A 23,187-nucleotide genomic window follows, 5' to 3' on the forward strand; every position below is an offset into this window, starting at 1 on the left:
GTTCAGAAGCCAGGAGCCAAGCCCTCAGTTTCGGGGGATGGTTCCGGCGGCGCGGCCCGCCCCATTTCCTCTTGGAGGGGCAGCATCGTGGAAACCTTCGGTGAGAGGCCCACGGCGGCGATCTTATCAGCCAGATAGGTGCCGCGGATTTCGAGCGGCAGCTGAAAAGGATCATCTTTGAATGGATTGCTCTCCTGGATGATCTTCATGCGCATCCGGGCGATATATTCCATCTCATCCGAATAGTAGATCCGGCTGCCTTCCCGGAAGCCTATGGTTTCCGGGCTTGCTTCTCCAGACAATGCCAGATGGCTCTCCGGGTGTATCGTCCGGCCATTCTTGCGATGCCATTCGCTATCCTTGCGGTGAAACTTTTCGTCGAGATACTTGCTCGCTTCGTAGTGAAGGCTCGACAACGTGGCGCCAACAGCTTGGCCCAGCCTGTCCTTCAACTGTCCAAGCAGAGTATCCTTAGCGTCAATACTCATCTTGACCGCCTCGGCTGCTACGTCGCCATAGTTTTCCTTCAGGTAACTCTCATAGGCCTTCTTAAACGCTTCCTGAGGAACGCCGTTTGCATGTGCGCTTATGAAGGTGTCAGAGATCTTCACGACCGCTTCCGTACCGCTCATGATGGCGCGCGACATTTCCAAATCCGAGGCGCCTGTGACGCACTTTGGGAGCGCCTCGTAGAGCGTCTCCAGCGCAGTATAGGTGCCCGGAAAATGTTCCCGCATGCCATAGCCGTCGGACTTGCGGTGCCAAAAGGTCTCCCATAGTCCGGGCTGCCGTCGCTCTGGTGTCATTATGTCGATCCTTCTTTCAATATAGCCGCTTTACGGCATCACGGGCGCCCAGTCGCCCTCCTTGGCGGACAGGTCCACAGCGGGCACGTAACCCTGATCCCGCGCCCAGTCGCAGATCTTCCGGTGCGCTGACAGGTGCGCGGCATAACCCGCCGGCGAAAAGCCGTTCCCCAGAAGCGCTTGGGTGGGCGAGCCGCCCAGGAGATCCGCGGCCGCGTTGATCATCAGGGATGAGCGCCCTGCCCCGCGGGCATCCTCGTCCATCCAGGACTCGCCGCCGAGATAGAAACCTCGCGCCATCCCGCAATCGTCAAACAGGCCGATATTGGCGGCCAGACCCAAATCATCAATCCAGCGGGCCTCCCAGCCATCCTGGTCGCGGGCCAGCACCGGCATATCGTCCCCGCGCTCGTCAAGCATGTCCCAGAGGCTGGCGTAGCCTTCCTCCCCTGCATCAATCGCGAAATGGGGGAGAACGCTGGCCGGACCCACGAATTCCAAGGGATCCATTTCCCAAGGGTCCAGGCTTTGCGAGACCAGGCCTACACTGACCAGCATGACCTGCGCTGGGTCCAGAATGATCCAGCTCCTCGATCCCGGATCCTCGTGATTGTTGGTGTAGGCGATCCCGTCCCATCCCGCATCCAGCAGCGTTCTGGCAAGCATCTCCTCTCCTTCCCCCACCGCGTCCGCTGCCAGGATCTCGCCGCGGCGCGCCGCTACTGCGGCATCGGCGCTTGAGAAGGCAATGAGGTTCAGGAGGGATGGCACATCGTGATTGCCATGCATGTCACTGAGGTGCAGCGGGTTGCGAATATCGAGATGCGCAGAGAACATCCGGGCACCCTCCTGCTCGAAAATTCGGGCTTTGGCGGCCGTGCGTGTGCCGAAATGGCTGAGGGGCGCAATATCCGCGGCGGCGAAGCCATGTTCACGCGTTGCATGATGAACCAGTTGCAGAGCATCGTTGAGGCCGCGCACTTCGGTATATGCGAGGCGCTTACGCTTCGGCTGGCGCGTGTTGATTTCCAGATTGACCGGCACTTGGACCTCCTGTGTCACTCAAGAACAGGATTTCAGGCCGCGCCGAAAATGCGAAAAACATTTCACAGTTTCCGGCGGAAACTCTACAATGAGGGGAAACAGATCGGAGTAGTCCCCCATGACCGAGGCCCCAGCTGAGCAGTACCGCGTTTACACAAAGGCGCACGACCGGGTTGTCCGGGCAACCGACCTGGCTTCAGACCCAGCAGAAGCGGACGCCGCGGCGGAGTTCTTGCGAAACAGGAAGCCGCTGACCCAGACACACCATGCATCCAAGCATGCGCATCCGGCCCGGATTTTGCTGGATCTCTCCGGCTCCATGCGCGGGGAGCTCATCCGTTCGACATGCCAGGCCCTGCAGGGGCTGGGAGACCGTCTTCAGGCTTCTGGCGTGCCCTTTGAGGTCCTCGGCTTCACGACCTTGGGCTGGAAGGGCGGCCAATCCCGGAAGGACTGGCTCAATGATGGACGGCCGAAAAATCCGGGACGCCTTAGCGACCTTCTCCATGTGATCTTCAAGACCATGGAGGATGACTGGGGAGACTGCCGCGACAGTATCGCTATCGCCATGAACGCGAAGCTTCTGAAAGAGAACATCGACGGCGAAGCGGTGGAGTGGGCCATGTCGCGCGCCCAATCCGATCCGGATGAGGCCGTGCTTGTGATGATTTCCGATGGCGTTCCGTGGTGCAATGCCACCTTGGGCTTCAACCCCTCGGGTATCCTGGCGGACCATATGGCTGCCACGATGCAAGGTCTCCAAGATGACGGGGTTGCATTCCGCCGGGTATGCCTTGATGGCGCGCCGGGCAGGGAGCACCTGCGTGGCCCAGCTGGCAGGGATGTGTTTGTCGACCTCCAGGAGGGGTGGAACGGCCAAGCTATTTTTGATGCGTTGACCACCGCAGTTGACGGCGCTCAGGCTGAACTGCATGAGAAGCAGTCGCCGGATGCCGAGAGCAGTCAGGCCCTATGCCCGTGAAGGGCATTCGGGCGGCTGCCGCCACGGGCGCGCATTTGCCGCTCCATGAGCAGCTGGTCTACACCGATGGCTATTGCGATGCTTTTGCCGCAGCGCTCCTGCAGCGTTATCCGGGAAAGCTGACAGCGTGCGAGCTGGTAGTTTCGGATGCGAGGTATGCGAAAAAGCTGGACTACCCTGCGGATTCCCGCATCCCGGCTCATGTCTTCTGTATGGATGCGGAGGGGTGGGTCATCGACGGCGAAGGCCGCCGGCCGGTCTTGGAGATGATGCGGAGCTTCGGCGTCCCAAAGGGATACCGGCACGAAATCTTGGCCAAAACGCCCGGCTTAACCCCGCAGACCGGGCCCTGGGATGCGATCGCTCATGCGCTTGATCTCATGGAAGCACAGGGCTGGCCTGATGATCCCGCCGCCATCCCGCGGGCGGATGCCCGCCTGGCGCGCAACTTCCGCCAGGCACGAAAGGAACAGCAGGCCGCAATGGCGGAGCGGAATGCACTTCCGGCCGGCGGTGAAGCCGCTTTGGAATTCTGACCATCGCGACTTGCAACAATCCGGAACCCATCTGCGCCCCTGAGCGCCCTTGTGCTCAGAGTTCCATTCCCGCGGCCTGGTCGATCTCATCAAAAATGGGCTTCAGCTTCTCCATCCGCTTTTGCAGCGCGGCCTCATCCGCCAGTTTCACTGCGCGGTCCATTGCGGCGTCGACAATCTGGAGAATTTTCTCCGCCCGGCTCTCAAAGCCAAGCTCGAACCGGACCTTCTGGGTGGCGGCTTCATGATTGATTTCCAGCGTGACGACCTGTTCCCGACCGACAGAGATCTTCGCCTCGATTTTGTCCTCATCCGCCATGAAGCCCATGTCGACCGCGGTGAAATTTTCAGGCAGGGCCTTGGACAGGAAGTGCGCGCTCACGGTCCTGAGCTTTGCCAGAACCCTTACTTCCAGATTCTTGCGCCTCTGATCATCTAGGCTGTTCAAGGCGGCGTCTCCCGGTTGTTTCATCCCGTCTCTCCATTATGTGGAACGCTGGAGGAAGCCTACACGGGATGGGCGAAAATCGCTGCCGGGTATCCAGCGGGCCCAGTTTGAAATAATTTCAGCCAGAACTGCACGGATTTTTTATTGAATACACCGCGCGCCGATATCATAGGCTTCCAGGATTCCAACTGAAGGAGACTGCGAATGGTTCGCTCGGACCTGATCGACATCATTGCCGCTGAAAACCCTCATTTAACCCTTCAGGAAGCGGAGCGCGCCGTGGTCGCCGTCTTCACCGAGATCACCGCGGCGATGGAGGCCGGCGGACGCGTGGAGCTTCGAGGGTTCGGCATCTTCAGTGTCCGTGAACGGGAAGCAAGGGAGGGGCGCAATCCGCGCACCGGAGAACCGGTCGATGTGGAGCGCAAGCACGCCCCCTTCTTCAAGGTCGGGAAGCAGCTGCACAAGCGCCTTAACGGCGACGCATGACGGGCCGGTACCGCACAATATCTTCCTTGCCCCCTGTATGCGCCCAATCGAGCTGATGAGCTTCAGCCACCAGCCATTCGACGGCATCCGGTCCGCGGCGGCAGACCTCGACAATCTGCTCCGGATCAAGGTCACCGGGCGGAAAGTTCTCTTCTGACGCGTGATGCCGCCACGGCCGCAAGGCGATGAAGGGCAAGTCACCGACAGGTTCCACCCCGCGCATGAAATGAGCCATCTCAAAGGGCAGCCCGGCCAGCCGCGTCCTGGCCGCCTCGACTGCCTTTGCGATCGCTTCGTCCACAGTGTCGCCAATTGCGGATGCGATACGTTCGATGCCCGCGCGCTCCGGCAGTTCGAACGAAATCACTGCGGTCGGACAAACCGGCTCGGTCAGCACATGATCGACACGCAAGACGATGTCGGACCCGTAGAGACCCCAAGGCGCAAGCGACGCCCATTCCTTGAAAGTGTTTTCGCAGGCCATTTTGATACCGAATATGATTTTTCGCAAATCTAGCACCGCCCCCTGCGACGTGCAATCGCAATCGCCAGAGTTGCAACGCGATACCGATCATGCAAGCTGATTTCATGCCGCCGCATGCGGCACCGACCATTCTCAATTCCGGGTTCCCAAATGGACTTCAACACATACAAAACCGAAAGTCTGGAGCGCATCCTCGCCGATCAGCGCTACACCGAGTATCACGCCGAAATTGACGAGATCTTGGGGGCGCGGGAAGGCCACCTTCACGTTTCACGTGCGCTCGAATTGCTGACCGGCGTCGCCAAGTCCGGAGAGACCATCAACTACAAGCCGTTCTTTGAAGACTGCGTGGGCGGAGATGTCCAATGGGATCACACCAAGATGTCCCAGGTGTCGCAGTTCCTGGGCAGGCTCACGGTCCATTGCAACGAGCATGGCTTGCCGATACTCTCTTCGCTGGTCGTAAATGCGCAGTCCGGCCAATGCGGCGAGGGGTTCTTCAAGGAACTTCTGAAACTGGAGCTGGCCTCCTCGACAGAAGACCCGGCCGCAGCGGCGCAAAAGCATCGTGAGGCATGCTGGGCCTGGGCCGCCAAGCTCTAGGCGCCACCAGCGTTTTGGGCCTGCGCAGTCACGGCGCGGGCCACTCCCTGCCCGACCAGAGCACATAGCCGATACGCTCGACCCGGTAATGGCTGCCCGGCGCGCCCGCCTCCGGCGGTGTTTCAAGCAGCGGCCCCTCCGGCCCCTCGGCCACGACCTTTTCGGGCCAGAATTGATCGTCATAGAGCGTGACCAGGATCATGCCGGTCTCCGGCTTTACCTGGGGTGCGTGGCGGACCAGAAGGAGATCATCTTCCCGGAACAGCCCGGTTGCATCCTCCTCCATGCGGATCAGCATGTCACCGTCCTGCAGCTGGGGCAGAAGCGGATGCGCAAGCTCCTCAGAGCTGAACCTGCGCTCAGGCCGGCCGCCGGGCTTGTCATGCGGCAGCAGGGGGACCTGAAAAGATGCGTTTTGCGAATTCTGTGTCATCGGACGCAGATATTGCTGTGCTAAGCGGGAATGTTCAAGCTGGTTTTCCGGAGTGCCGAGCCTTCCTTAAGGTTCCAGAATATCCGGGTCGTGATCTGGAACCTCCAGCGCAACGGTCTCGACCAGGTACTCCGGGTTAAAGCAAACCGGATCAGGTGAGAGAAGCAAGCCGGGGTGACCGCCGCGGAGCGCTCCACGAAGGCCGGAATCGTCGAAAGCCTTCGCAAACCGTTCGATGGCCCGGCCGTGCGGGATGTAGAGATGGAGCGTTTCCGGCACCTCCGCGAAGCGGAAAACATGCCGGAAATCGCCCTCCTCCTCCCTGCTGAGCGCTGCCTCCACCCCGCTCTCATCGAGGTCGGAGTGTTCGAGAAAGAGCCGTTTGAGCGCGTCCCGCGGCGCAATTATCATATCGTCGATCCCGGAGCCTTCGAGGAATTCCAGGCTCGGGTCCTCGATGGTGAAATAGCCGGACAGGTAATCCGCGTCCCCCTCCTCTTCCAATTCCCGTGCATCCTCCGGGCTGATCGTATTGCCGTAGTTGGCCAAGATAATCCGATCAGATTTGCGCTCCCGGATCGGCAAGGGGAAGAAGCCACCTTGATGAATGGCCATGACCCCGGTCTGTGCCTGAGTCTGTCTGGCAAACTCCAAGGCGCCAGCGTCTGCGTTGAAGTTATCAGGGAGGTTCATGCTGTCGATGTGAGCAGCATTGATCGCCTGAGCCAATGGCTCCCTCAAATCACGGGATGAGACAATGCAGAGGTCTCCGCCGGTCGAAATCTCCATGTGGACGACATCCGGCGGGCGGACACTCAGATCAAGCGGCTTTAGATCGTAGTCATCCTCTGCGCGCGCCGTATGCAGAACCATTCTCCAGCCGATCAGGCAGGGCGTAAGCTCCTCACCTGTCGAATGGTCGAGTGCCCGCGCCATGGCGCCGGCGCCGGGGCTGGTCTGCTCCGAGAACCCCTTGGCAATTTCCGCATTCAGATGCTCTGCCAGGATTTCCAGTTCATCGTTCTGGAGCCTTCCGGCCGCTGCTGATTGCATCTCGGCCTCAATATGTTCACGCAGGATCCACGGGATCTCAGCGGGCAACTCCCCCGTCTCTACAAAGCGGTTCCAGCTGTCCGCAAAACGCACCCTGCCGGGTTCGATCCCGATCTGTTCCAGCCGCCCCTCTGCCTGGCGGCAAAGCAGTTCACCCAGCGCAGCGCGCATCCAAGGGGACTGGCCGAGCATCTCGCGCCGAGGCACACGGACGCCGAACTTCCCGACGCAGGGGGTCAGGTCTGCGGCCGAGATCAGCCCGCGCTCAGGTGCGCATCCGGCCATAGCCGCATCATATCCGGGCCCTTTCTGAAGGCCCTCGGATCCAATCACCAACGCCCCGGCCGCGACCAGCCGATCAAGCACCGCTTTGCCGGGCTTGCTCGTTTCATTGAGACTGCCGCTCAGAAGGGTATCAATCCGGTTCAGGCGCATTTGGATGTCGCGCCGTTTGACGCCGATATTCCTGGCAGCCCAAATCAAGACCTGATGATTGGCAATGTCCTTGGCGCGCACGTCAGCCTCCAGTTCTATTTTCGCAAACCTTAGGCATACCTGCCGAAAAGACCAACCTGCAGGGGCCGTTTCAACCGCGTTCGAAGAACCCCGGATGCGGCTGATTATCGCCATAGCGGATCGTCCCGGCGCCAAACCGGCGGTTGATGCTGTCGGCCGCGACAGCGGCTTTTTCCTGCGGGCTGCGTTCTGCGGCCTGGACGCCGCTGAGCAGGTCCCCGCTGCGATCGCAGAGCAGCTGCACATCGCTCAGCTGCACGCCGATGGACAACAGCGTCTGCCCGCGGATCGCGGGCCAGGCGGAGCGCCAGAGCGTTCGGTTGATCCGCAGGAAGCCCAGCGTATCCTGTGCGGGCGCGCATTTGACCGACCGCGACCAGCCGGACCGGTCGGCGATCGAAATCTGCAGGGCAAACCGTCCGGCGACCCTGCCCTCTTCGCGCAGCCGTGCCGCCGCCTTCTCGATCAGCCATCTCGAAACGAGATATGCCTCCTCGGGCGCGCGGAATTCCGGCGCCAGCACCTTGGAGTTCCCAAAGCCGCCGCGGCTTGAGGGCTGGAGCGGAATATCCATGCCTTGAAGCATCCGGACGAACCGCTCGCCCTCGACTGAATTCCAGATCCGCCGGGCATGCCGGGGGTCCAGCGCGACGAGATCCGGAATGCTGCGCACGCCAGCCTTTTCAAGCCGTGCGCCCATCCCCCTGGAAATCCCAGGGAGATCATCCAGGGACAGGTGCGCAAGGGCTTGCGGCATGTTTTCCTGGGATAGCCAGCGGAAGCCGTCCGGCTTTTCCAGCTTGCCAGCGATCTTGGCCAGCAGGTGATTGGGGCCGATGCCCGCGCTGAAACGCAGGCACTCCCCGACCTCCCCGGCAACCGCCCGCTTCATGCGCATGACCAGATCGCGCGCGCCCTCCAGTTCCGTGGCCGGACCGGACAGGATCAGCTGAAACTCATCAACGGACCGGATGCGCTCCAGCTCTGCGAACCGGTCCAGAACCTCGGCCACGGCAAGGTTATAGCGCACATAAAGGCGATGACGGCTCGGGCGGAACTGAATGTCAGGGCAGAGCTGGCGCGCCTCGGCCACCCGCGTGCCTGTCTTGACGCCGAAGGCCTTGGCTTCATACGACGCGGCAACACAGGAGCCCTTCTCATTTTCCATCGCGGTTATGGCAACCGGCCGCCCGCGCAGCGCCGGGTCAAGCTGCTGCTCAACGCTCGCGAAGAACGAGTTCATATCGATGTACAGAGTTCTGAAGGTCACAAGGCCCCCGAAGAATCATTGCTAGCCGGATCTCACTTGTTCTACATCTGTTCTCCCCAATTCAAGGAGGGAAATCCATGGACAGAAACCGGCAGCTTTCCAATGTCGCCTTCGGCGGCGCCTGGTCGGAGGCCATCCCGCGGCGGGAGCGCATGGCACACTCCATCTCCCTGGTGCAGGAGGCAGCACAGCGCACCGTCGAAGAAGATCTGCGCCTCGACCCGGGCTTGGAGGCAGCGCTTCAGGATCTATGTGCGCTCCACCCGAAAGGGGCACAGCTTGGCGCCTCTTGGGCGCGGGCCCTGGCACATCCGGAGCCCGCAATACGGCAGCGTGAGCTGACGCGGCTGGCCGCGGCTTTTTCCGCCTGGCTCTCCCCGGAAAAGTGACCCCAGCACCGGCCCGGGCGCCTCGCCTTCTCTTTTTCGCATACTCGGATTATCCTGAACGGGAATACCGAATGGGAAAACCGAGATGCATTTCATCATGCTGATTGGCTGCTCCGGCAGCGGAAAATCCACCATCGCCGAGGACATCCGCGCCAGGAACCCCAGCGCGGTGATCATTTCATCCGACCAGATCATTGAGGACTTCGCTCAGGCGGAGGGGATCAGTTACCAGGAGGCCTACCCTGCGCAGGCTGACAATGCCCGGGATATCTGCGAGCAAACCGCGGTGCGCGCGTTTGAACGCGGCCTGGATGTGATCTGGGATCAAACCAACCTCCAGCGGTCGGTCCGGGAGAAGCGTTTGGCCATGGTGCCGGACGGATACACCAAGATCGCGGTCTGCCTTCATGGCGGGCTGGCTGCGCATCGATCACGGATCCTGGCCCGCGCGTCAGCTGGCGGCCGGGACATCCCGCGCGAGGTGTCCAAAAGGCAGATTTCGGATATGGAAATGCCCGACTTCGATGAAGGCTTTGATCGCATCATGGCCCAAGAAGTGACGATGCCGGAGCCTGCTGCGGAGTTGTCCTGTGCGGTCGCATGACCCGCTGCGGCGTGCGCAGTCCATCTCGGCAACCATGCGTGATTTGAAGCCCATCCCGACAGCGGTGATCCGGGATGGCGAGCAGGCCGTTCTGGTCATTTTCGGAAAGGATAAGCGCCTGCTCGGCGCTGGCCTCCCCGCCACGGGGGTATTGCGCCTCGTTGCCGGGCGCGGCCGGGATGCGATCTTCCTGCAGCCTGCGCAAGGCGGTCAGTGGCGCCTCAGGATCGATCCGGAAGCGGAGCTGGATCTCAGAACAGCTGCCGCTCTCAGTCTGGCGCATGCATCGACGTCAGGCCTCAGCATGCTTCTTCAGAACATCTCTATCGCATGGCCGCCAGGTCTCAGGTCGCAGGACCTGCCGGGTCGGCCGCGGCATCGTAGCTGAACATCTGAACGACCTGCGGATCGAAGCTGGCCGAAACCGGATAGTTCGGCAGCGATGTCACTGTCACGGTCTCAGAGCGCAACTCGCTGTCGGGATAACCCGAGACCGCCCCGTAGAAGGCGTGGTCCTGCTCCCGGATCGACACATCGCCCGCACCCAGCGCCTGCAGCAGATCCGTTTGCACGATTGGGGTTGCGATCCCGAGCCCGCCCTTCATCCGCGCAGCGCGATTTTCTTCAGACACAATGGTTTTCGCATCCTCGAAAGATGTGCCCACATCGAAGGGGTCTCCATCCGCATCGGTTCGCGCGGCGGCCCGTTCCAGGAATTCCGAACCCCCCGGACCGATCTCAGCATCGCTGAGATGGTAGGCTGCATTCAACACGCCCACCACCCGGCCCTCGCCATCAAGGATCGCTGAGCCGGACGCGCCCTGGTTCAGCAATTGCGTAGCATGCCCGGCCGTCACCATCATCAGCTCTCCGGGCTGCACTGGGGCAATCTCGCGCCCCCAGCTGTTCCAGCTGGCTTTGACCTCCGGCGTCGCATAATGCACCGGTGTCAGGACCGCCACATCCATGGCAAGAGATTCCACGGTCATGCTGCTGCCATCAATCCCTTCATGCCCGATGAGTTCGGGCTGCAGGACCGCAAGAGCCTGGCCGCTGTGGGAATAGGCCAGAATCTCCACCAGCTCTCCGCCTGACGGATCCCAGATCCGCGTGACATGGCCCGCCGTGAGAACCTTCGCATCCCCATCCTGGTGGCTGATGATGGTTCCTGTCCCGGACCGGACAGTGCCATTGTCATACCAGGCCATCAGGAAGACGCTTGCGGGATCCGCAGCATGCCCGTCCGCGGCCCGGTCTTCCCCCGCCGGCATGGCCTTATGGGTTGCAACAACCGCATCCTGGATTGTCTGTGCGATCTCGCCGCTCAGGGCCGCCCTGGCCGCATCCGTCAGCACGGGCACAGCCGCCTCAAAAGGGTCGGCCTGCGCAACCGATGTGGAAATCGCGAGGCCGAGCAGCGCCATGCGGCCGGCATCGATGGAGCGTGCGTGCAGTTTTACTGGCAAGGCTTTACCCTTCTTTCAGTGATGCGGTCAGCTGCGGTGAAATATGCGAAAACAGCTACCCATTTACCCAATAGACGGGCCGCGCTGGCGGGCCCGGTTGACGTCTCATGCCGGCTCGGGGAGACTCTCTTCTTTCAGGTTTGTCTGCAGGCTCTCGTACAGCTCCGGCGCCACCGTCACGCCAAAACGCTCCAGAGCCAGGAGCGCGCATTCCAGGACCTCCGGGTTTGTCAGTTTTTCGCAATGCGCCGCATCACCCGGCAGACCGAGGATCTCCCGCAGCAGGACGCCCGTTCCCTCGCCATGAAGATCACGCAGCGTATTCGTTTCCCCTGACAATGCCACCGCAACGCGATCCGTGATCCTGACGAACTCCGGGCCGGAAGCCTCAGACAGGTTCGTGGCGGAAAGCCTCAGGCCTTCGAGCGCCTGGTCGATTGCCTTTTCAGTGCGCTTGCCGGCGAGCGCAATGCTGACCTGGTCGCGATCGCGGGACAGGCCGGTGTTCAATACCCAGTTGCGTTCCAGATACCGCCGCGCGCGCTGCGGATACGTGGCCGCCTTGGTGAGCTTGCGCATCTTCACGGGATCCGCCTCATCGCAGTCAGCGGTCATCGTGATCTGCGCCTGGGAGAGATCGATGATCTGATCTGCCGTGAAATGTGCCTTCTCCGCGATGGCGCCGCGCCAGATCTGGCCAAGCCAGATTGCCTGGGTCATGCGCGGGTTCGTGCGTTCGGTGATCATGTGTTTGTCCTGACTTCACTGTTCTGTTTTCGCAATCCTATCCAAGCTAAAGGAAAACCGGAAACGCCAATGAGACGGCCCGCGCCGCAGGTCAATTGACCGGATGCGAAGCCGGGGCAGCGGCCGGACAGAAAAATGTGGATATGCGAAAAAAATTACGATTCACATGGTGACAGATTTGTGACGCACAGCTAGTATGCGAAAAACTCAAATCCCTCGGACTATCGATTGATGCAAAAGCAAGTCTCGTTTCTCCTGCTCTCGGGCGGGATAGGCTCCCGCTCGCGGCACTACGAGCCCAAACAGTTTTACAAGATCAACGGCCTGGAAATGCTGTGCTATTCGCTCATGCTGGCCAATGCCCATGAGCGCATCACTGAGATCATCACCAACGCGCCAGCTGGCTTCGAGGAGAGGACACGCGTCCTTTGTGAGAAGTACGCCCCGGCAAAATCTGCGAAAATCCTACAGTGCGGCGACACCCGGCAGGAAAGCGTCCGGATCCTGGCATCGGCGGCGCAAGGGGATGCGGTAATCCTGCATGAAGCGGCCCGGCCGATGATCAGCAGGGCCATGATCGACGAGCTTCTGGCCTCCAACGAGCCGAATGCGGGCCTGTTCTCCGCGGTTCCGTTTTCGATGTGCTCGGTCGATCTGGACACTGGCATGGTTGCAAGGGATGTGCCGCGCAAGGACGTCTTCAACATCCAGCTGCCGCAGAAATTTGACCGTTCCACGCTGCTGTCGGCCCATCAGGCCGCGGCTGATGCTGGCCGGGAATTCACCGAAGACGCCATCCTCGTCAAGGAAATGACCGGTGCGAACGTGCGCGCGATTGCCGGGCACGGACAGAATATCAAAGTCACCTCTCCGGAAGACTTTGGCCTCGTTGAAAAGCTTCTTCAGAACTAAGGGAACCCCAATGAAAACCATCATGATCACCGGCGCATCTCGCGGCATCGGCTTTGCAACCGCAAAAGCCTTCGCTGAAATGGATGCGGATTTTGACAACATCATCCTGGTCGCGCGCGACGCGGACCGCCTGCATTGCGCCGGGGAAGAAGTTTCCCGCATCGCCGGCAACAAGGCCGTCATTCTGATTGAAGCGGACCTGGGCGTTCCCGGTTTCCAGAAGGAACTGTTCGACCGCATCGAGGCCGAGGGCCTGACCGTCACCACGATCGTGAACAACGCCGGTTATACCGCGCCCTGCCCGTTCAACGAGATCACCGATGAAGATCTCGACCTGACAATGCAGATCAACGTCAAGGCGCCGATCCTGATCGTGCGCGAGGCGCGCCGCCGCGGCCATAAGCTGGACTTCATCGTGAACATCGCCTCGACCGCCGGCCTGAACGGGCGTCCGGAATGGGCCGCCTATTCCGCCTCCAAGGCTGCCATCCTGGCCGCATCGGAATCCATGGGGGAAGAATTCCGCAAGGACGGCACTGAAGTCCTGCGCATTTCGCCCGGCCGCTGTGCAACCGATCTGCGCAAGACCCTGGCGCCGGATGAAGATCCGTCGACCATCATGCAGCCGGAAGAGGTTGCGCATGGCCTGCGCTACATGCTGTCCGCACAGGGCAAGATCGTGCGCCATCAGAACGTGGTCTTCCGCTAAGCTGGATTGAGGACATGACACAGGTTTCTGCGGCTGTTTATATCGACAGCCCGATCCGCGCGGCTGCAAAGCAGATGGTGCCCTTCTATCATCAGGGGGTCTTCCATTCTGTCCGCACCCCGATGCTCATGCGCAAGCGCATTGGCAACGGTTTCGGCTTCGCTCAGGCCAAGCGGTTCGCAGGCGTGGACATCCGGATGGTTGACGGCCAAACTGCGAAAAAGCTTCCTGTCAAAAAGGGTGGCGCGGTCTTCTACGGCTTCAACAGCCAGGGAAACCTGCACACGGTTGCGAACCGCAGCTATCGTCATGTCCTCGTCCTTCACGGTGAATCCAACAAGCGCGCCTCCGCCCGGCCGGCGGCGCGTCTCTACGACCATGTCTGCCTGGCAGGCGGCCTGGCTCTGGACCGCTATTTGCGGGCTGGCATTTTCCGGGAGAGCGACGCGGACACCGACCGGCTGATCCGCGTTGGAGATACCTTCGTGCAATCGCTGGACGGCTACCGGGTGGACCCGGAACATGGGGACACGCTCCTCTATGCGCCGACCTGGGAGGGTTATGGCGGCGAGATCAACAACTATTGCTCCATCGGCATCGGTGGCCTTGAGCTGGCCCGGCGCGCCGCTTGGCTTCGCGGTTGTGAGCATATCGTCGTTCGCCCGCACCCCTATCTCGGCCTGCTCAATCCGCGCCTGATCTGCCAGTTCATCGAAGGTCTGCGGACCGTGTCCCTGAAATGGCCGGTCAGCGTCGACCTGCGGGATGCCAATGCTGCGGTGCGGGCGGCCGTGCAGGCTCTGGCGCTCGTAAATCCCCGGATCGGCGTCTACGCGCAAGACAGCGCGCGTATTGCCCTGTGCGTCAGTGATATTTCCGCGATCGAAGCAATTTGCCTGAAGGAGCGGCTCCCGAACTTCACGCTTCTGCGGAATTTCAACGTCACTTCCGCGGTCAAGCCCTTCTACGACCGGAAGTCTGCAGGCTGCATGGGGGAGCTGGACGAGAAACTGCCCGCCTACCTCAGTGATCCTGAGGCCGTCGACGCTGCGCACCGGGAGGCAAGTTTTTCGGTCTCCCACCCCGACTTCCGGTCTCCCGATGGCGCGACACGTTTCAAGCGCCTGATGAGCATTGTTGCCCCGCTGGTTTGAGGACGTCAAAGCATGTCTAAATTGCCCTTCTTCGAAAGGCTTTTCCTTCTGATCCCGGTTATCACATATGTGCCGGCCGTCGTGTACGGGGCCTTCATGACCGCTGCTCTTGCCCCCGTTCCTGAGAAAGGCGACCTTGTCAGCCTCCTCTTGCCCGGCGCCGGCTGGGCGATCGCAGGGGGTATTGCCCTTTGGGGGATCCTTCCGCGCAAGCTCATCCTTGGGTCGAAAACCTTGTCCGGCCCGGCCCTCCTGCTGTTTGAAACGCTGCGCGCACTGGCGGTGGCCGCGCCCCTGTTCCCCTTCGCATTCGCGCGCCCGGCAGCCGCGCTGGCCGCCATTGCCGCCACCGCATCGCTTACCTGGGGTCTGCGGGCCGCCGCCCAAAGCATGTTCACCCTCCGCGGCCGGATGCGGAAGCAGCCCTACGCGCGCCGCGATGACGAAAAGCCGCTCAACACGCTGCGCAAGCTGAATTCGCTGCTCATCGTGGCCAATGCAGCGATCGTGGCTGTCAGCCCGGCGTGGCTGGCGTCCGGCGGGCCCTCCCCGCTTTGGCTCTTGCCTTCGGCGGGCGTGTTTGCGGCCATCAGCCTTATGCTCCTGCTGCTGTCGCATCATGCCCTGCGAAGCGGTTTGGAGGCGGCTTTCAGCCGCCATATGGATGATTTCCTGAGGCACTGCACCACCGCGCGCATCAAGGATGCCATTCACTACGCTGGCGGCTCCATCAAGGACGTCCAATCCACCGCGGCAAAGCTTAAAACGCTGGGGCGCCCCGTTGTGGTCCTGGCGAGGGACATCTCTTCGTACAAGCGTGCAAATGATGCCGGGCTGAAGACCTACCTGGTGCGTGCGCTTGCGGATCTGGATGCCTTCGTGCTGCCTTCACTGGAACGGATGCATTACACCGCAAACACCCAGCGTGCGGGCCATGTGGTTCGCTTCGGATGGGTCAGCCATATTCTCCACCTGAAGTTCCTGCCCGCCTCCGTTCGCGGCCTGCCCGGCTACCTGGCCATGTATGATGCCATCGCCTGCACGGCACGGCCAAACCCCCTGCAGCAGATGAAGGCCCGCGAAAGCGGCCTGGATCTGATCGAACCGCACCAAGCCGCCGTCTACCGGAAGGTTCAGCCATGCTGATCATTATTCTTGCCGCCGTTACCCTCGTTTCGAGTGTCGTGAGTCCTCTTCTCTTTCAGCGCCGGATCCCGGTCTCAACGCTGTGCATCCCCGACCGGCGGGCGCGGTGCATCGCAGCCGCTTTGCCCTGGGCTCTTGCCGTGGTGTGCGCCTCAGCGGCCGGTGCGGCTTGGTTCGTTCAATCCGTTCCTCTGGCCGCGATGGCGGCCCTCTGCGCAACGGTGCCTGCGATCATTGCGCTGACCGTGGCATCCGGACCGCCCCGGATCCCGGCCTCGGTTCAGGATCTTCAGGATGCGGTTGCCGGGCTGGACGCGCCCTCGATTGCCTTCCATTTCTCGGATGCGGGGCTGGAAACGCCGACCCACGTCGATATGTGGATTGATGCCCTCGATGCATCCGGCGTCTCCTGGTACGTCATTTGCCGGGAGAAGCGGCATCATGACTGGTTCCGCAAAACCGGCCGCGCCAAATCGGTACATGCCGCGGACCGCTCCGCGCTCCGCTGGGCGGTTGCGCCCGGCGTAAGGGCCATCCTCTATGCCAACAATGCGCAGAAGAACCGGGAAATGCTCGAGGAGCGCGAGGATCTGGTTCATGTTCAGATGCTGCATGGCGACTCCGACAAGCCGCCCTCCTATTCGCCGCTGACCCGCAACTTCGACCAGGTGTTCGTCTCCGGTCAGATGGGCGAGGACCGCTATGCGAGGAACGGCGTGTTCATCCCGCCGTCGAAATTCGTCCATGTCGGCCGCCCCCAATCCGCGCTGATGCAGAGGGGCAAGCGCGGCCCGGTGAAGACCGCGGTCTATATGCCCACCTGGCTCGGCCAATATGAGGATACGAAATTCTCCTCGCTGGAACGGGCAGCAGAGATCATTGAGCGTTTCGGCGAATGCGCCCCGGGGGTCACCCTCATTTTCAAACCGCACCCGCTCAGCTTCAAGCACCCAAGCTGGCCGCGCATCGAAAAGGATGTCCGTGCAGCGTTGCGCAAATTCGGCGGTGAGTTTGCGGCCCCGGATCTCACAGCTTTCGAGGCCTATGAGATGGCGGATGTCCTGCTCACTGACATCTCCTCGACCGTTATCGACTTCCTTTTTACGGACCGGCCACAGATCCTGTTCCTGCCCGAGGGCTTTGAGTTGGACGAGCTGCGCTATCCTTCCCTGGCGGCAGCCGGGCAGGTTGATCCGGACCTCTCAAATCTGGATGCGAAAATTTTTGACGCAATCGGTCCGGACCGCCTTGCGAAAGCGAGAAAAGAAATGCGAGAATATGCATTCGGGGCAGACGCCGGCAGTGAGGACAGCCGATTTTCTGAAGCTATCCGCGCATTGGCCTGCGCGCCATCCATGGCGATCCTGTCCGAAAGTGACTTAGACCAAGAGACATTGAAGGAGGCGCACCGGTGCTCGACGCCCAAAAGGAAAGCGGCCTCGCGCTGGCAGAAAGCGAAAAATCAATCCCCGGCGGCAAAGTCCGCGCGGCTGATCCGGTTGCGCGCAAAAAGGCGCGGCGCCGTCTGAGGCCGGGAGCCGCGGCCTGGTCTTTTCTGATTGTGGTCGCGCTGCCGGTCTTGCTGTCGGCTGTCTACAATGTCCTGGCAACGGAGCGCTTCTCTGCGCATGCGAGCTTCGTCGTGCGTAGCGCCTCCAGCGGCCAGTCTGGCGGAGACATGCTGGACACGATCACGGGTTCGGTGTCCTCGGGCTCCACCAAGTCGGATTCCTACATCGTGCGCCGCTTCATTGAATCTGCCGATCTTGTGCGCCTCGTCGATGAGAGGTTCGGGCTGGAGAAGCTCTTTGGCCCGGATCGCGCAGACCTGGTTCAGCGGTTGCAACCGTGGTCCCTATTCGAGGACAAGATTGACTACTGGAACCGGCGCGCTTTCAGCACCTATGACAACACGTCCGGCATCCTGACCCTCGAGGTCCAGGCATACTCGGCCACTGATGCCCGTGATGTGGCGGACTTCGTGATGTCTGAGATTTCCAGCCTCGTGAACGGTCTGTCCCATCAGGCCCGGGAAACCTCCTACGCCTATGCGCTTCAGGATCTGCAGGAGGCGGAGAATGAGCTGCGCAAGGCCCAGCAGCGCCTCAAGCACTTCCGGGTGGCCAACAACATCGCCAACCCCGACAGCAGTGCCGAGCGGGATGATCTTCTGATTTACGAGCTCAATAAGGAGATTGCCGAAGAAAAGGTGGCTCTGGACGTGCTGCAGCAGAATGTTGCGAAGCCTGGCCCGAATGCGGAGGTCCTGCGCAAGCGGATCGATGCGCTCACCCGGCGCCGTGATGCGCTGCGGGAAGAGATCGGCAGCCAGGATGGCGGAACCGCTATCACGGCAGAGGTCATGAGCGACTTCGACGAACTGCGGCTGTCGGTGGAGATTGCCAAGACGCGCTATGTGAGCATGCTGGATGCGATGGAAAGCGCCCGGCGGGATGCCGAGCACCAGCAGCGCTATCTGGCCATCTTCTCGCGCCCCTACGCCGCGGATCAGGCCGAATACCCGCGCCGGATCATCAATGTGGTTCTGACGCTGATTGCATCGATCCTGCTTTGGGCGATCGGCCGCTTCATCATCCAGATGATCCGGGATCACCGCCAATGATCACCCGCCGGGAACTGCGCATCAACCGCCAGGTCATCTGGGCCCTGCTGCTGCGGGAGTCGCGGATGGCGTTCGGAACCTCCCATTGGGGGTATCTCTGGGCCGCGCTGCAGCCTGCCGTGACGCTGACCTTTCTGATCGTGGTTTTCGTGATGATCGGCCGGCATGCCCCCTTCGGAGACTCCCTGGCGCTGTTTTTTGCCACCAGCGTTTTGTGCCTGGAGTATTTCCAGAAGCTGTCCGTCAGCCTCATGCGGGCGTTCAGCTCGAACGCTTCCCTCTTTGCGTATCCGCCGGTTCAGGCGCTGGATACGGTCTTTGCGCGCTATTTGCTGGTCAGCTCCGTCTATGTCCTGGTCTGGGCTGGCTTTCACACGGCGCTCATCGCCACCGGCTACGGCGAAGCCCCCCGGCGCCCTGAACTGGTCATCGGCGGCTTCATGATCGTCGGGATGATCGGCCTGGCTATCGGCATGATCAATGCGGTTATCTACCGGTTCACGACCTCCTGGCAGCATGTGGAGAAGGTTTGGGGGCGGCCGCTCTTTTTCCTGTCCGGCACCTTCTATGTCCCCTCTGCCCTCCCGCCTGAGGCCGTCAGAATTCTGGAGTGGAACCCGATCCTGCATGCTGTGGAGCTGGTGCGCATGGGTTTCTGGCCCCATTACCACAGCGAAATCTTCAGCCCGGCCTACTGCGCGGCGTTCTGCATGACCGCCATTGCGCTGGCCTTTCTGATCGAACGCAGCACAAGGAAGATCCGCAAATGATCCGGTTTTCCAACCTCTCCCGCCATTACGACACCAAGGTCGGCCGCAAGCAGGTGCTGGACCGGGTCAATGCGGTTTTCGAGGACGGGCAGAACTATGCGATCATGGGGCCGAACGGCGCTGGCAAGTCGACCCTGATGCGTCTGATTTCAGGGGCTGACATGCCCAGCTCCGGCCGGATCGACCGCGATGAGATCGTCTCCTGGCCGCTTGGCTTTTACGGCGGCTTCAACGGGACGATGACGGGCCGGGAAAACGTGGCCTTCGTGGCCCGCATCTACGGCCAGGATCCGCGGCGCGTGCTGCAGGAGGCAGAGGCTTTTGCCGAGATCGGCAAGAGCATCGCCCTGCCCGTTTCGACGTATTCCACCGGCATGCGCCAGCGCCTCGCGTTCGGCCTGTCGCTGGCGATCCGCTTTGACACCTATCTCATTGATGAGATCACGGCGGTTGGTGACGCCCGGTTCAAAAAGAAATGCGCCGAGGCGCTGTCGGCCCGGCTTGAGACCTCGCGGGTGATCATGATCTCCCACACCATTTCCACCATCCAGAAATACTGCCAGCGCGGCATGCTGCTGTGGCAGGGTTCGCTTTACGAATACGATGACACGGAAGCGCTGATTGCGGATTACAAGAAATTCTGCAGCTGAGAATATTTGCGAATAACTATTGCCATTCTTTCGGGATGCGGTAATCTCTGAGGAGGAGCCAGCGATGCCCTGATGCATTGCGCAGGCCCGGCCGGGATGCCGGTTTGATTGTCGAAATCGAAAATCAAACGAGGTTCCCCTCATGAAAAACAAGCTTCAGGATTTGAACGACCACCTGTTCGCGCAGCTCGAGCGGCTTTCCGAAGAGGGGCTGTCAGCGGAGGCCATTGAGGCTGAGAGCAAGCGCGCCCGCGCCATCGTCGATGTCTCGGACCAGATCGTCAACATCGCGGACATGAAGATCCAGGCCGCGCGGCTCTATGCCAATCATGGGGACCGCATCCTCCCGCATTTGCCTCAGATCGGCTCCGCCGGACCGAAGCAGCTGAAGAACATCACACCGGATGGGGAGGGCGCGCAATGAAGGGCACCCCCTGGAGCTGGTCGGAAGAGGAGCTGGCCTGGATCAAGGCAAATGCGGCCATGCCCCGCCGTGAGCTGCATGCTCAGTTCGTGGAGAAGTTCGACCGGCCGGAGATCAGCTATGATACGCTGCGGGGTCTGTGCAAGCGCAAGCGGTGGATGACCGGACGCGATGGCCGGTACACCCCCGGCCGGACCCCGGACAACAAAGGCAAGAAGATGCCGTTCAATCCCAACAGCGCACGGACCCGGTTCAAGAAGGGGCAGACCCCGCACAACAAGGCCAGCATCGGGGATGAGCGGGTGCGCGATGATGGCTACATCGAAATCTGCGTTGCCGAAACGAACCCGTACACCGGGTCCGCACAGCGGTTTGTTGCCAAACACCGGGTGAACTGGGAGCGCGAGAACGGCCCGGTGCCGGAGGGCTACGTTTTGAAATGCCTGGACGGTGACAAGACCAATACCGATGCCTCGAACTGGGAGGCTATTCCGGCAGGGCTTCTCCCGCGCCTGTCCGGGCGCTGGACCATGCATTACGACAGCGCGGATCCGGAACTGAAGCCGGTTCTGATGAACACGGCCAAGCTGAAGCACGTCGTGCGGGAGCGAGAGAAAGGGCGGCCGGTGCCCAAGCTGACACTCAAGCGGGAAAGCTGAGGGGTCGCCCTGCCGCTGCGCGCTGGACATAAACGGGTGCTGGCATTCTGGACACGCAGCCGGACTCTTTTGAACCGGGTTAATTCCGGTTCAAGAGAATTGCGCTAGGCTGTTGACATGAAAAGCCATCTTTTCCTGCTCCTCACCGTAACCGCAGCGCTTTCCGCGGCGCCGGCGCTATGCGGTGAAGGCCGCTACCTTGGCGTGATCATCGGTTCTGAGCATTTCGGCAATGACAGTCTCAATGACTTCAATCCCGGCCTGACGCTTGGCAAGCGGTGGGATGCGCGCTGGGATAGCGGCGAATACCATGTCGAGGGCGGCGTCTTCTACAACAGTTATGAGGAGGCCTCCCCTCTCCTGCTCGCGGGCGTTTCGACCCGCCTGGTCCGGGCGGGCCGCGGTGAAATCCGCGTCGGAGCGAGCGCCGGCATTGCCTATTACGATGAGCTGTCCGGCAGCCTGAAGGACCGTTACGGCCTTCCCAGTGTCGGCGGTTTCATCCCGGTGGCTGTGCTGGGCGCGTCCTATCGCATTTCGCCCGTTGAGATCCGGCTGACCACCCTGCCGCCGGACACGGATACGGAAGCGGTTTTGAACCTCTCGATCGCGTTTGATTTCTGATTGTGCAGCGCTGATTTTGCGCCGCCCCGCTGCCGGAGCGCTTCAAATATGAATTGCAATTTGCCTGCAAGGTACTACCAAAAGGGTTTGAGACACCTGGAGGATATTCATGGGCAATGATCTTGAGAAAAAGGGCGCCAATGACGACCTCATCTCTCTGGATGGATCATCAGGACAGATAGATCTCTCCGGCCTGTCGGCAGAAGCCAAAGAAGAGCTGAAAAAATACGCCCTTCGGAAGAAGATCGATTTGGCCCATTCCGTGAATGAAACACAGCGCGATCTGCAGGCAACATCCGCCGCCGTGGACAACATGGCGGACGCCACGCGGAGAATGTCTGAATCCGGCGATGCCGTGACGATCCGGCAGTCGATCGAGAACAGCGTTGGAAAGACCGAGATCCTCATGGGCAATACGGAAGAAGCAAAGCGGGGCGATGTCGACAAAGACAACAAGACTTGGATGTATGCCGTTGGCGGTGTGGCCATCCTGCTGATTGTCGCGTCCATGCTCGGCAGCTGATGTCCAAGACCGTGTACTTGAAGGCCGGCGATACGCCGGAAAGCGTGGTGGCCCGCCACTTCTCTGCCTATTCATCCACCGAAAAGAGCCGCCTCCGAAAGGAAGTGGCCGATTTGCTTCAGCACGGGTCTCTGATCGCCGCCCAGGGCGGGTCCTTCAAGAGCAAACGCACCGTCCAGCTGCCAGAGCGGACCGTCTTCCTGGATGCCCGCTTTGGTGCGCTGGGGCTGATGGACCGGCTCACACTGTTTCTGAGAGCTTGAAATGGCAAGGCGTCACTATCGCAGCAGCTACGGCCGCCAGTATCCCCGCAGGAGCTACGGGCAAGAGGCCGCGATGCGGCACATCAAAGAGGCGGAAGCTCTATCCAAGCGCCTGGGCGGCATGGACGAAGAGGTGAAATCCTTCTTCTTCAATCTCGACCCGGCACGCCGATCTGATGTCCTCAGGCGATATGGAAAAAAGTTTGGCCAGGACAAGGAAGATTATGCGCGTGAGGCTTTCCCGTATTGGAAATCCGGGGAGCGGCGCATGAGTGGCCTGGTCGCCGGGCGCCTTTTCGATTTGCTGCCGCCGATTATGCCGATGGATCTCAAGCTGAATATCGTTGAGGGGCTGTTTGAAAGCGCGGGCCGGAAGAGGGAGGACTATGTTCTGGTTCCGATGGAGGCGGAGCCCCACGAGATCGTGGCATTCGTTGACCGGACCTGTTTTGGCTACCTTGCGGATGTCGGGATCGACGAGACGGTGAAGGAGCAGTTTGACTGGCTGTCAGGTGAAGATGCGGATGTTGCCGAGAAGCTGTTCAAGCATGCCATGCAGGTAACTTACGATGCAAAGAAGGCCGCATCGGAAGCCATGCTGTCCCAGCTTGATCAGGAGCTGTACGAGCACGGCGACACCATTCAGGAAATCACTTCTACGATCCAGCTGCGGCAGCACCAGGTTCATATCAAGCGCACCGAAGCGGTCGAAGAACCTCGCACCGTGGACCGCCTTACGTTTAACCGCGGCGGGCATGAGCCGGAAAGCGCGTGGGATCGCATTAGCCCCGTGTTCTGGTGGGTTGCCGGCGGGCTGCTGTTTTTGCTGCTGTTATCGCTATGAGGCGGCGTGAGAAACA

31 protein-coding genes are annotated in these 23,187 nt (G+C 61.0%); 21 read left to right on the forward strand and 10 right to left on the reverse strand.

Translation table 11 applies throughout. The features are described from left to right. Window positions 1–2 precede the first annotated feature (2 nt). Window positions 3–806 carry a hypothetical protein gene (locus tag CAER_RS0103760; protein ID WP_027234148.1) on the reverse strand — a complete coding sequence of 268 codons (804 nt, stop codon included), beginning with the start codon at window positions 804–806 and terminating at the stop codon, window positions 3–5. Between the two features lie 30 nt (window positions 807–836). Further along, a complete protein-coding gene (locus CAER_RS28770; RefSeq protein WP_051357677.1) occupies window positions 837–1,868 on the reverse strand; it encodes a hypothetical protein in 1,032 nt (343 codons plus the stop codon). 100 nt (window positions 1,869–1,968) lie between these two features. Between CAER_RS28770 and CAER_RS0103770 the strand changes: the two genes are divergently transcribed. Together CAER_RS0103770 and CAER_RS0103775 are read left to right on the forward strand one after the other, a co-directional pair. Further along, on the forward strand, window positions 1,969–2,832 hold the full coding sequence (locus CAER_RS0103770; RefSeq protein WP_027234149.1) for a cobaltochelatase CobT-related protein: 864 nt from the start codon (window positions 1,969–1,971) through the stop codon (window positions 2,830–2,832). Further along, the gene (locus CAER_RS0103775; RefSeq protein ID WP_154667642.1) at window positions 2,829–3,368 is read left to right on the forward strand and encodes a hypothetical protein; all 540 of its coding nucleotides are present in this window, start codon (window positions 2,829–2,831) and stop codon (window positions 3,366–3,368) included. The genes CAER_RS0103770 and CAER_RS0103775 overlap by 4 nt, the downstream gene beginning before the upstream one ends. A 55-nt stretch (window positions 3,369–3,423) precedes the next feature. Here CAER_RS0103775 and CAER_RS0103780 read toward each other — a convergent pair whose 3' ends face one another. Beyond that, window positions 3,424–3,750, reverse strand: coding sequence for a hypothetical protein (locus tag CAER_RS0103780; protein WP_154667643.1), 327 nt, complete (start codon window positions 3,748–3,750; stop codon window positions 3,424–3,426). 270 nt (window positions 3,751–4,020) lie between these two features. Between CAER_RS0103780 and CAER_RS0103785 the strand changes: the two genes are divergently transcribed. Then, window positions 4,021–4,305 carry an integration host factor subunit beta gene (locus tag CAER_RS0103785; RefSeq protein ID WP_027234152.1) on the forward strand — a complete coding sequence of 95 codons (285 nt, stop codon included), beginning with the start codon at window positions 4,021–4,023 and terminating at the stop codon, window positions 4,303–4,305. Here CAER_RS0103785 and CAER_RS0103790 read toward each other — a convergent pair. Beyond that, on the reverse strand, window positions 4,289–4,789 hold the full coding sequence (locus CAER_RS0103790; protein ID WP_027234153.1) for a hypothetical protein: 501 nt from the start codon (window positions 4,787–4,789) through the stop codon (window positions 4,289–4,291). The two genes, CAER_RS0103785 and CAER_RS0103790, sit on opposite strands and share 17 nt — an antisense overlap. Before the next feature lie 150 nt (window positions 4,790–4,939). Here CAER_RS0103790 and CAER_RS0103795 point away from each other — a divergent pair, with 150 nt between their 5' ends. Beyond that, the gene (locus tag CAER_RS0103795; protein WP_027234154.1) at window positions 4,940–5,392 is read left to right on the forward strand and encodes a hypothetical protein; all 453 of its coding nucleotides are present in this window, start codon (window positions 4,940–4,942) and stop codon (window positions 5,390–5,392) included. Between the two features lie 28 nt (window positions 5,393–5,420). Here CAER_RS0103795 and CAER_RS0103800 read toward each other — a convergent pair whose 3' ends face one another. The 3 genes from CAER_RS0103800 to CAER_RS27390 all read right to left on the reverse strand — a co-directional run bounded on the left by CAER_RS0103800 (window position 5,421) and on the right by CAER_RS27390 (window position 8,637). Further along, window positions 5,421–5,825 (reverse strand): hypothetical protein, encoded by a 405-nt coding sequence (locus CAER_RS0103800; protein WP_027234155.1) that lies wholly within the window; start codon window positions 5,823–5,825, stop codon window positions 5,421–5,423. A gap of 66 nt (window positions 5,826–5,891) precedes the next feature. Then, window positions 5,892–7,508, reverse strand: a complete 1,617-nt coding sequence (locus CAER_RS0103805) for a hypothetical protein (RefSeq protein WP_154667644.1) — start codon at window positions 7,506–7,508, stop codon at window positions 5,892–5,894. Beyond that, window positions 7,465–8,637, reverse strand: coding sequence for a DNA polymerase Y family protein (locus tag CAER_RS27390; RefSeq protein ID WP_051357678.1), 1,173 nt, complete (start codon window positions 8,635–8,637; stop codon window positions 7,465–7,467). Before CAER_RS27390 ends, CAER_RS0103805 begins: the two co-directional genes overlap by 44 nt. 104 nt (window positions 8,638–8,741) lie before the next feature. Here CAER_RS27390 and CAER_RS0103815 point away from each other — a divergent pair, with 104 nt between their 5' ends. From CAER_RS0103815 to CAER_RS29535, 3 genes are all read left to right on the forward strand, one after another. Then, a complete protein-coding gene (locus tag CAER_RS0103815) occupies window positions 8,742–9,053 on the forward strand; it encodes a hypothetical protein (protein WP_027234158.1) in 312 nt (103 codons plus the stop codon). Between the two features lie 85 nt (window positions 9,054–9,138). Then, window positions 9,139–9,657 (forward strand): ATP-binding protein, encoded by a 519-nt coding sequence (locus tag CAER_RS0103820; RefSeq protein ID WP_027234159.1) that lies wholly within the window; start codon window positions 9,139–9,141, stop codon window positions 9,655–9,657. A gap of 34 nt (window positions 9,658–9,691) precedes the next feature. Beyond that, window positions 9,692–10,045, forward strand: coding sequence for a hypothetical protein (locus tag CAER_RS29535; protein ID WP_154667645.1), 354 nt, complete (start codon window positions 9,692–9,694; stop codon window positions 10,043–10,045). Here the strand turns inward: CAER_RS29535 and CAER_RS0103825 are convergent. Both CAER_RS0103825 and CAER_RS0103830 read right to left on the reverse strand, forming a co-directional pair. Next, window positions 10,002–11,123, reverse strand: a complete 1,122-nt coding sequence (locus tag CAER_RS0103825) for a trypsin-like peptidase domain-containing protein (RefSeq protein ID WP_027234160.1) — start codon at window positions 11,121–11,123, stop codon at window positions 10,002–10,004. The two genes, CAER_RS29535 and CAER_RS0103825, sit on opposite strands and share 44 nt — an antisense overlap. A gap of 105 nt (window positions 11,124–11,228) precedes the next feature. Then, window positions 11,229–11,870, reverse strand: coding sequence for a hypothetical protein (locus CAER_RS0103830; RefSeq protein WP_027234161.1), 642 nt, complete (start codon window positions 11,868–11,870; stop codon window positions 11,229–11,231). Window positions 11,871–12,101: 231 nt separating this feature from the next. Here CAER_RS0103830 and CAER_RS0103835 point away from each other — a divergent pair, with 231 nt between their 5' ends. From CAER_RS0103835 to CAER_RS0103850, 4 genes are read left to right on the forward strand one after another with little or no spacing between them, the layout of a single operon-like run. Next, entirely contained in the window at window positions 12,102–12,782 is a 681-nt protein-coding gene (locus CAER_RS0103835; RefSeq protein WP_084299389.1) for an IspD/TarI family cytidylyltransferase, read from the forward strand. Window positions 12,783–12,792: 10 nt separating this feature from the next. Then, window positions 12,793–13,491, forward strand: coding sequence for an SDR family NAD(P)-dependent oxidoreductase (locus CAER_RS29130; RefSeq protein ID WP_245597326.1), 699 nt, complete (start codon window positions 12,793–12,795; stop codon window positions 13,489–13,491). Window positions 13,492–13,505: 14 nt separating this feature from the next. Beyond that, window positions 13,506–14,645 (forward strand): hypothetical protein, encoded by a 1,140-nt coding sequence (locus CAER_RS27400; protein WP_051357679.1) that lies wholly within the window; start codon window positions 13,506–13,508, stop codon window positions 14,643–14,645. Between the two features lie 12 nt (window positions 14,646–14,657). Continuing rightward, window positions 14,658–15,791, forward strand: coding sequence for a hypothetical protein (locus CAER_RS0103850; RefSeq protein WP_027234164.1), 1,134 nt, complete (start codon window positions 14,658–14,660; stop codon window positions 15,789–15,791). Window positions 15,792–15,943: 152 nt separating this feature from the next. Here CAER_RS0103850 and CAER_RS29990 read toward each other — a convergent pair whose 3' ends face one another. Then, on the reverse strand, window positions 15,944–16,390 hold the full coding sequence (locus CAER_RS29990) for a hypothetical protein (RefSeq protein ID WP_161631058.1): 447 nt from the start codon (window positions 16,388–16,390) through the stop codon (window positions 15,944–15,946). On the opposite strand from CAER_RS29990, the gene CAER_RS29995 reads away from it, so the two are divergent. The 10 genes from CAER_RS29995 (at window position 16,361) to CAER_RS0103900 (ending at window position 23,171) form a co-directional block, all read left to right on the forward strand. Then, a complete protein-coding gene (locus tag CAER_RS29995) occupies window positions 16,361–17,320 on the forward strand; it encodes a CDP-glycerol glycerophosphotransferase family protein (RefSeq protein ID WP_161631059.1) in 960 nt (319 codons plus the stop codon). The genes CAER_RS29990 and CAER_RS29995 overlap by 30 nt on opposite strands. Continuing rightward, the gene (locus CAER_RS29540; protein ID WP_161631060.1) at window positions 17,203–18,414 is read left to right on the forward strand and encodes a capsule biosynthesis protein; all 1,212 of its coding nucleotides are present in this window, start codon (window positions 17,203–17,205) and stop codon (window positions 18,412–18,414) included. The genes CAER_RS29995 and CAER_RS29540 overlap by 118 nt, the downstream gene beginning before the upstream one ends. Next, window positions 18,411–19,184, forward strand: coding sequence for an ABC transporter permease (locus CAER_RS27410; RefSeq protein ID WP_051357681.1), 774 nt, complete (start codon window positions 18,411–18,413; stop codon window positions 19,182–19,184). The genes CAER_RS29540 and CAER_RS27410 overlap by 4 nt, the downstream gene beginning before the upstream one ends. Continuing rightward, window positions 19,181–19,834, forward strand: coding sequence for an ABC transporter ATP-binding protein (locus CAER_RS0103870; RefSeq protein WP_027234166.1), 654 nt, complete (start codon window positions 19,181–19,183; stop codon window positions 19,832–19,834). Before CAER_RS27410 ends, CAER_RS0103870 begins: the two co-directional genes overlap by 4 nt. Before the next feature lie 142 nt (window positions 19,835–19,976). Beyond that, the gene (locus CAER_RS0103875) at window positions 19,977–20,258 is read left to right on the forward strand and encodes a hypothetical protein (RefSeq protein WP_027234167.1); all 282 of its coding nucleotides are present in this window, start codon (window positions 19,977–19,979) and stop codon (window positions 20,256–20,258) included. Beyond that, window positions 20,255–20,917, forward strand: a complete 663-nt coding sequence (locus CAER_RS0103880; RefSeq protein ID WP_027234168.1) for an HNH endonuclease signature motif containing protein — start codon at window positions 20,255–20,257, stop codon at window positions 20,915–20,917. The genes CAER_RS0103875 and CAER_RS0103880 overlap by 4 nt, the downstream gene beginning before the upstream one ends. 117 nt (window positions 20,918–21,034) lie before the next feature. Continuing rightward, window positions 21,035–21,541: a hypothetical protein gene (locus CAER_RS0103885; RefSeq protein ID WP_027234169.1), complete on the forward strand. Its 507-nt coding sequence runs from the start codon at window positions 21,035–21,037 to the stop codon at window positions 21,539–21,541. A 109-nt stretch (window positions 21,542–21,650) separates the two neighbouring features. Beyond that, window positions 21,651–22,064: a hypothetical protein gene (locus CAER_RS0103890; protein WP_027234170.1), complete on the forward strand. Its 414-nt coding sequence runs from the start codon at window positions 21,651–21,653 to the stop codon at window positions 22,062–22,064. Beyond that, entirely contained in the window at window positions 22,064–22,327 is a 264-nt protein-coding gene (locus tag CAER_RS0103895) for a hypothetical protein (protein ID WP_027234171.1), read from the forward strand. Before CAER_RS0103890 ends, CAER_RS0103895 begins: the two co-directional genes overlap by 1 nt. A gap of 73 nt (window positions 22,328–22,400) precedes the next feature. Further along, a complete protein-coding gene (locus tag CAER_RS0103900) occupies window positions 22,401–23,171 on the forward strand; it encodes a hypothetical protein (protein WP_027234172.1) in 771 nt (256 codons plus the stop codon). Window positions 23,172–23,187 lie beyond the last annotated feature (16 nt).

Origin of the sequence: Leisingera caerulea DSM 24564 (assembly GCF_000473325.1) — a bacterium.
Lineage (GTDB): Bacteria > Pseudomonadota > Alphaproteobacteria > Rhodobacterales > Rhodobacteraceae > Leisingera > Leisingera caerulea.

Excerpts from the sequence above, each read along its gene's own strand:
- CAER_RS0103875 (WP_027234167.1), top strand. The coding sequence starts at position 19,977 with ATGAAAAACAAGCTTCAGGATTTGAACGACCACCTGTTCGCGCAGCTC.
- CAER_RS0103795 (WP_027234154.1), top strand. The coding sequence starts at position 4,940 with ATGGACTTCAACACATACAAAACCGAAAGTCTGGAGCGCATCCTCGCC.
- CAER_RS27410 (WP_051357681.1), top strand. The coding sequence starts at position 18,411 with ATGATCACCCGCCGGGAACTGCGCATCAACCGCCAGGTCATCTGGGCC.
- CAER_RS0103770 (WP_027234149.1), top strand. The coding sequence starts at position 1,969 with ATGACCGAGGCCCCAGCTGAGCAGTACCGCGTTTACACAAAGGCGCAC.
- CAER_RS0103850 (WP_027234164.1), top strand. The coding sequence starts at position 14,658 with ATGTCTAAATTGCCCTTCTTCGAAAGGCTTTTCCTTCTGATCCCGGTT.
- CAER_RS0103790 (WP_027234153.1), bottom strand. The coding sequence starts at position 4,789 with ATGGCCTGCGAAAACACTTTCAAGGAATGGGCGTCGCTTGCGCCTTGG.
- CAER_RS0103900 (WP_027234172.1), top strand. The coding sequence starts at position 22,401 with ATGCGGCACATCAAAGAGGCGGAAGCTCTATCCAAGCGCCTGGGCGGC.
- CAER_RS0103800 (WP_027234155.1), bottom strand. The coding sequence starts at position 5,825 with ATGACACAGAATTCGCAAAACGCATCTTTTCAGGTCCCCCTGCTGCCG.
- CAER_RS0103820 (WP_027234159.1), top strand. The coding sequence starts at position 9,139 with ATGCATTTCATCATGCTGATTGGCTGCTCCGGCAGCGGAAAATCCACC.
- CAER_RS0103890 (WP_027234170.1), top strand. The coding sequence starts at position 21,651 with ATGGGCAATGATCTTGAGAAAAAGGGCGCCAATGACGACCTCATCTCT.
- CAER_RS29130 (WP_245597326.1), top strand. The coding sequence starts at position 12,793 with ATGAAAACCATCATGATCACCGGCGCATCTCGCGGCATCGGCTTTGCA.
- CAER_RS0103870 (WP_027234166.1), top strand. The coding sequence starts at position 19,181 with ATGATCCGGTTTTCCAACCTCTCCCGCCATTACGACACCAAGGTCGGC.
- CAER_RS29535 (WP_154667645.1), top strand. The coding sequence starts at position 9,692 with ATGCGTGATTTGAAGCCCATCCCGACAGCGGTGATCCGGGATGGCGAG.
- CAER_RS0103805 (WP_154667644.1), bottom strand. The coding sequence starts at position 7,508 with ATGGCGATAATCAGCCGCATCCGGGGTTCTTCGAACGCGGTTGAAACG.
- CAER_RS0103885 (WP_027234169.1), top strand. The coding sequence starts at position 21,035 with ATGAAAAGCCATCTTTTCCTGCTCCTCACCGTAACCGCAGCGCTTTCC.
- CAER_RS0103895 (WP_027234171.1), top strand. The coding sequence starts at position 22,064 with ATGTCCAAGACCGTGTACTTGAAGGCCGGCGATACGCCGGAAAGCGTG.
- CAER_RS29995 (WP_161631059.1), top strand. The coding sequence starts at position 16,361 with ATGCTCGAGGAGCGCGAGGATCTGGTTCATGTTCAGATGCTGCATGGC.
- CAER_RS0103785 (WP_027234152.1), top strand. The coding sequence starts at position 4,021 with ATGGTTCGCTCGGACCTGATCGACATCATTGCCGCTGAAAACCCTCAT.
- CAER_RS0103830 (WP_027234161.1), bottom strand. The coding sequence starts at position 11,870 with ATGATCACCGAACGCACGAACCCGCGCATGACCCAGGCAATCTGGCTT.
- CAER_RS27390 (WP_051357678.1), bottom strand. The coding sequence starts at position 8,637 with ATGAACTCGTTCTTCGCGAGCGTTGAGCAGCAGCTTGACCCGGCGCTG.
- CAER_RS27400 (WP_051357679.1), top strand. The coding sequence starts at position 13,506 with ATGACACAGGTTTCTGCGGCTGTTTATATCGACAGCCCGATCCGCGCG.
- CAER_RS29990 (WP_161631058.1), bottom strand. The coding sequence starts at position 16,390 with ATGAACCAGATCCTCGCGCTCCTCGAGCATTTCCCGGTTCTTCTGCGC.
- CAER_RS0103880 (WP_027234168.1), top strand. The coding sequence starts at position 20,255 with ATGAAGGGCACCCCCTGGAGCTGGTCGGAAGAGGAGCTGGCCTGGATC.
- CAER_RS0103760 (WP_027234148.1), bottom strand. The coding sequence starts at position 806 with ATGACACCAGAGCGACGGCAGCCCGGACTATGGGAGACCTTTTGGCAC.
- CAER_RS0103835 (WP_084299389.1), top strand. The coding sequence starts at position 12,102 with ATGCAAAAGCAAGTCTCGTTTCTCCTGCTCTCGGGCGGGATAGGCTCC.
- CAER_RS0103815 (WP_027234158.1), top strand. The coding sequence starts at position 8,742 with ATGGACAGAAACCGGCAGCTTTCCAATGTCGCCTTCGGCGGCGCCTGG.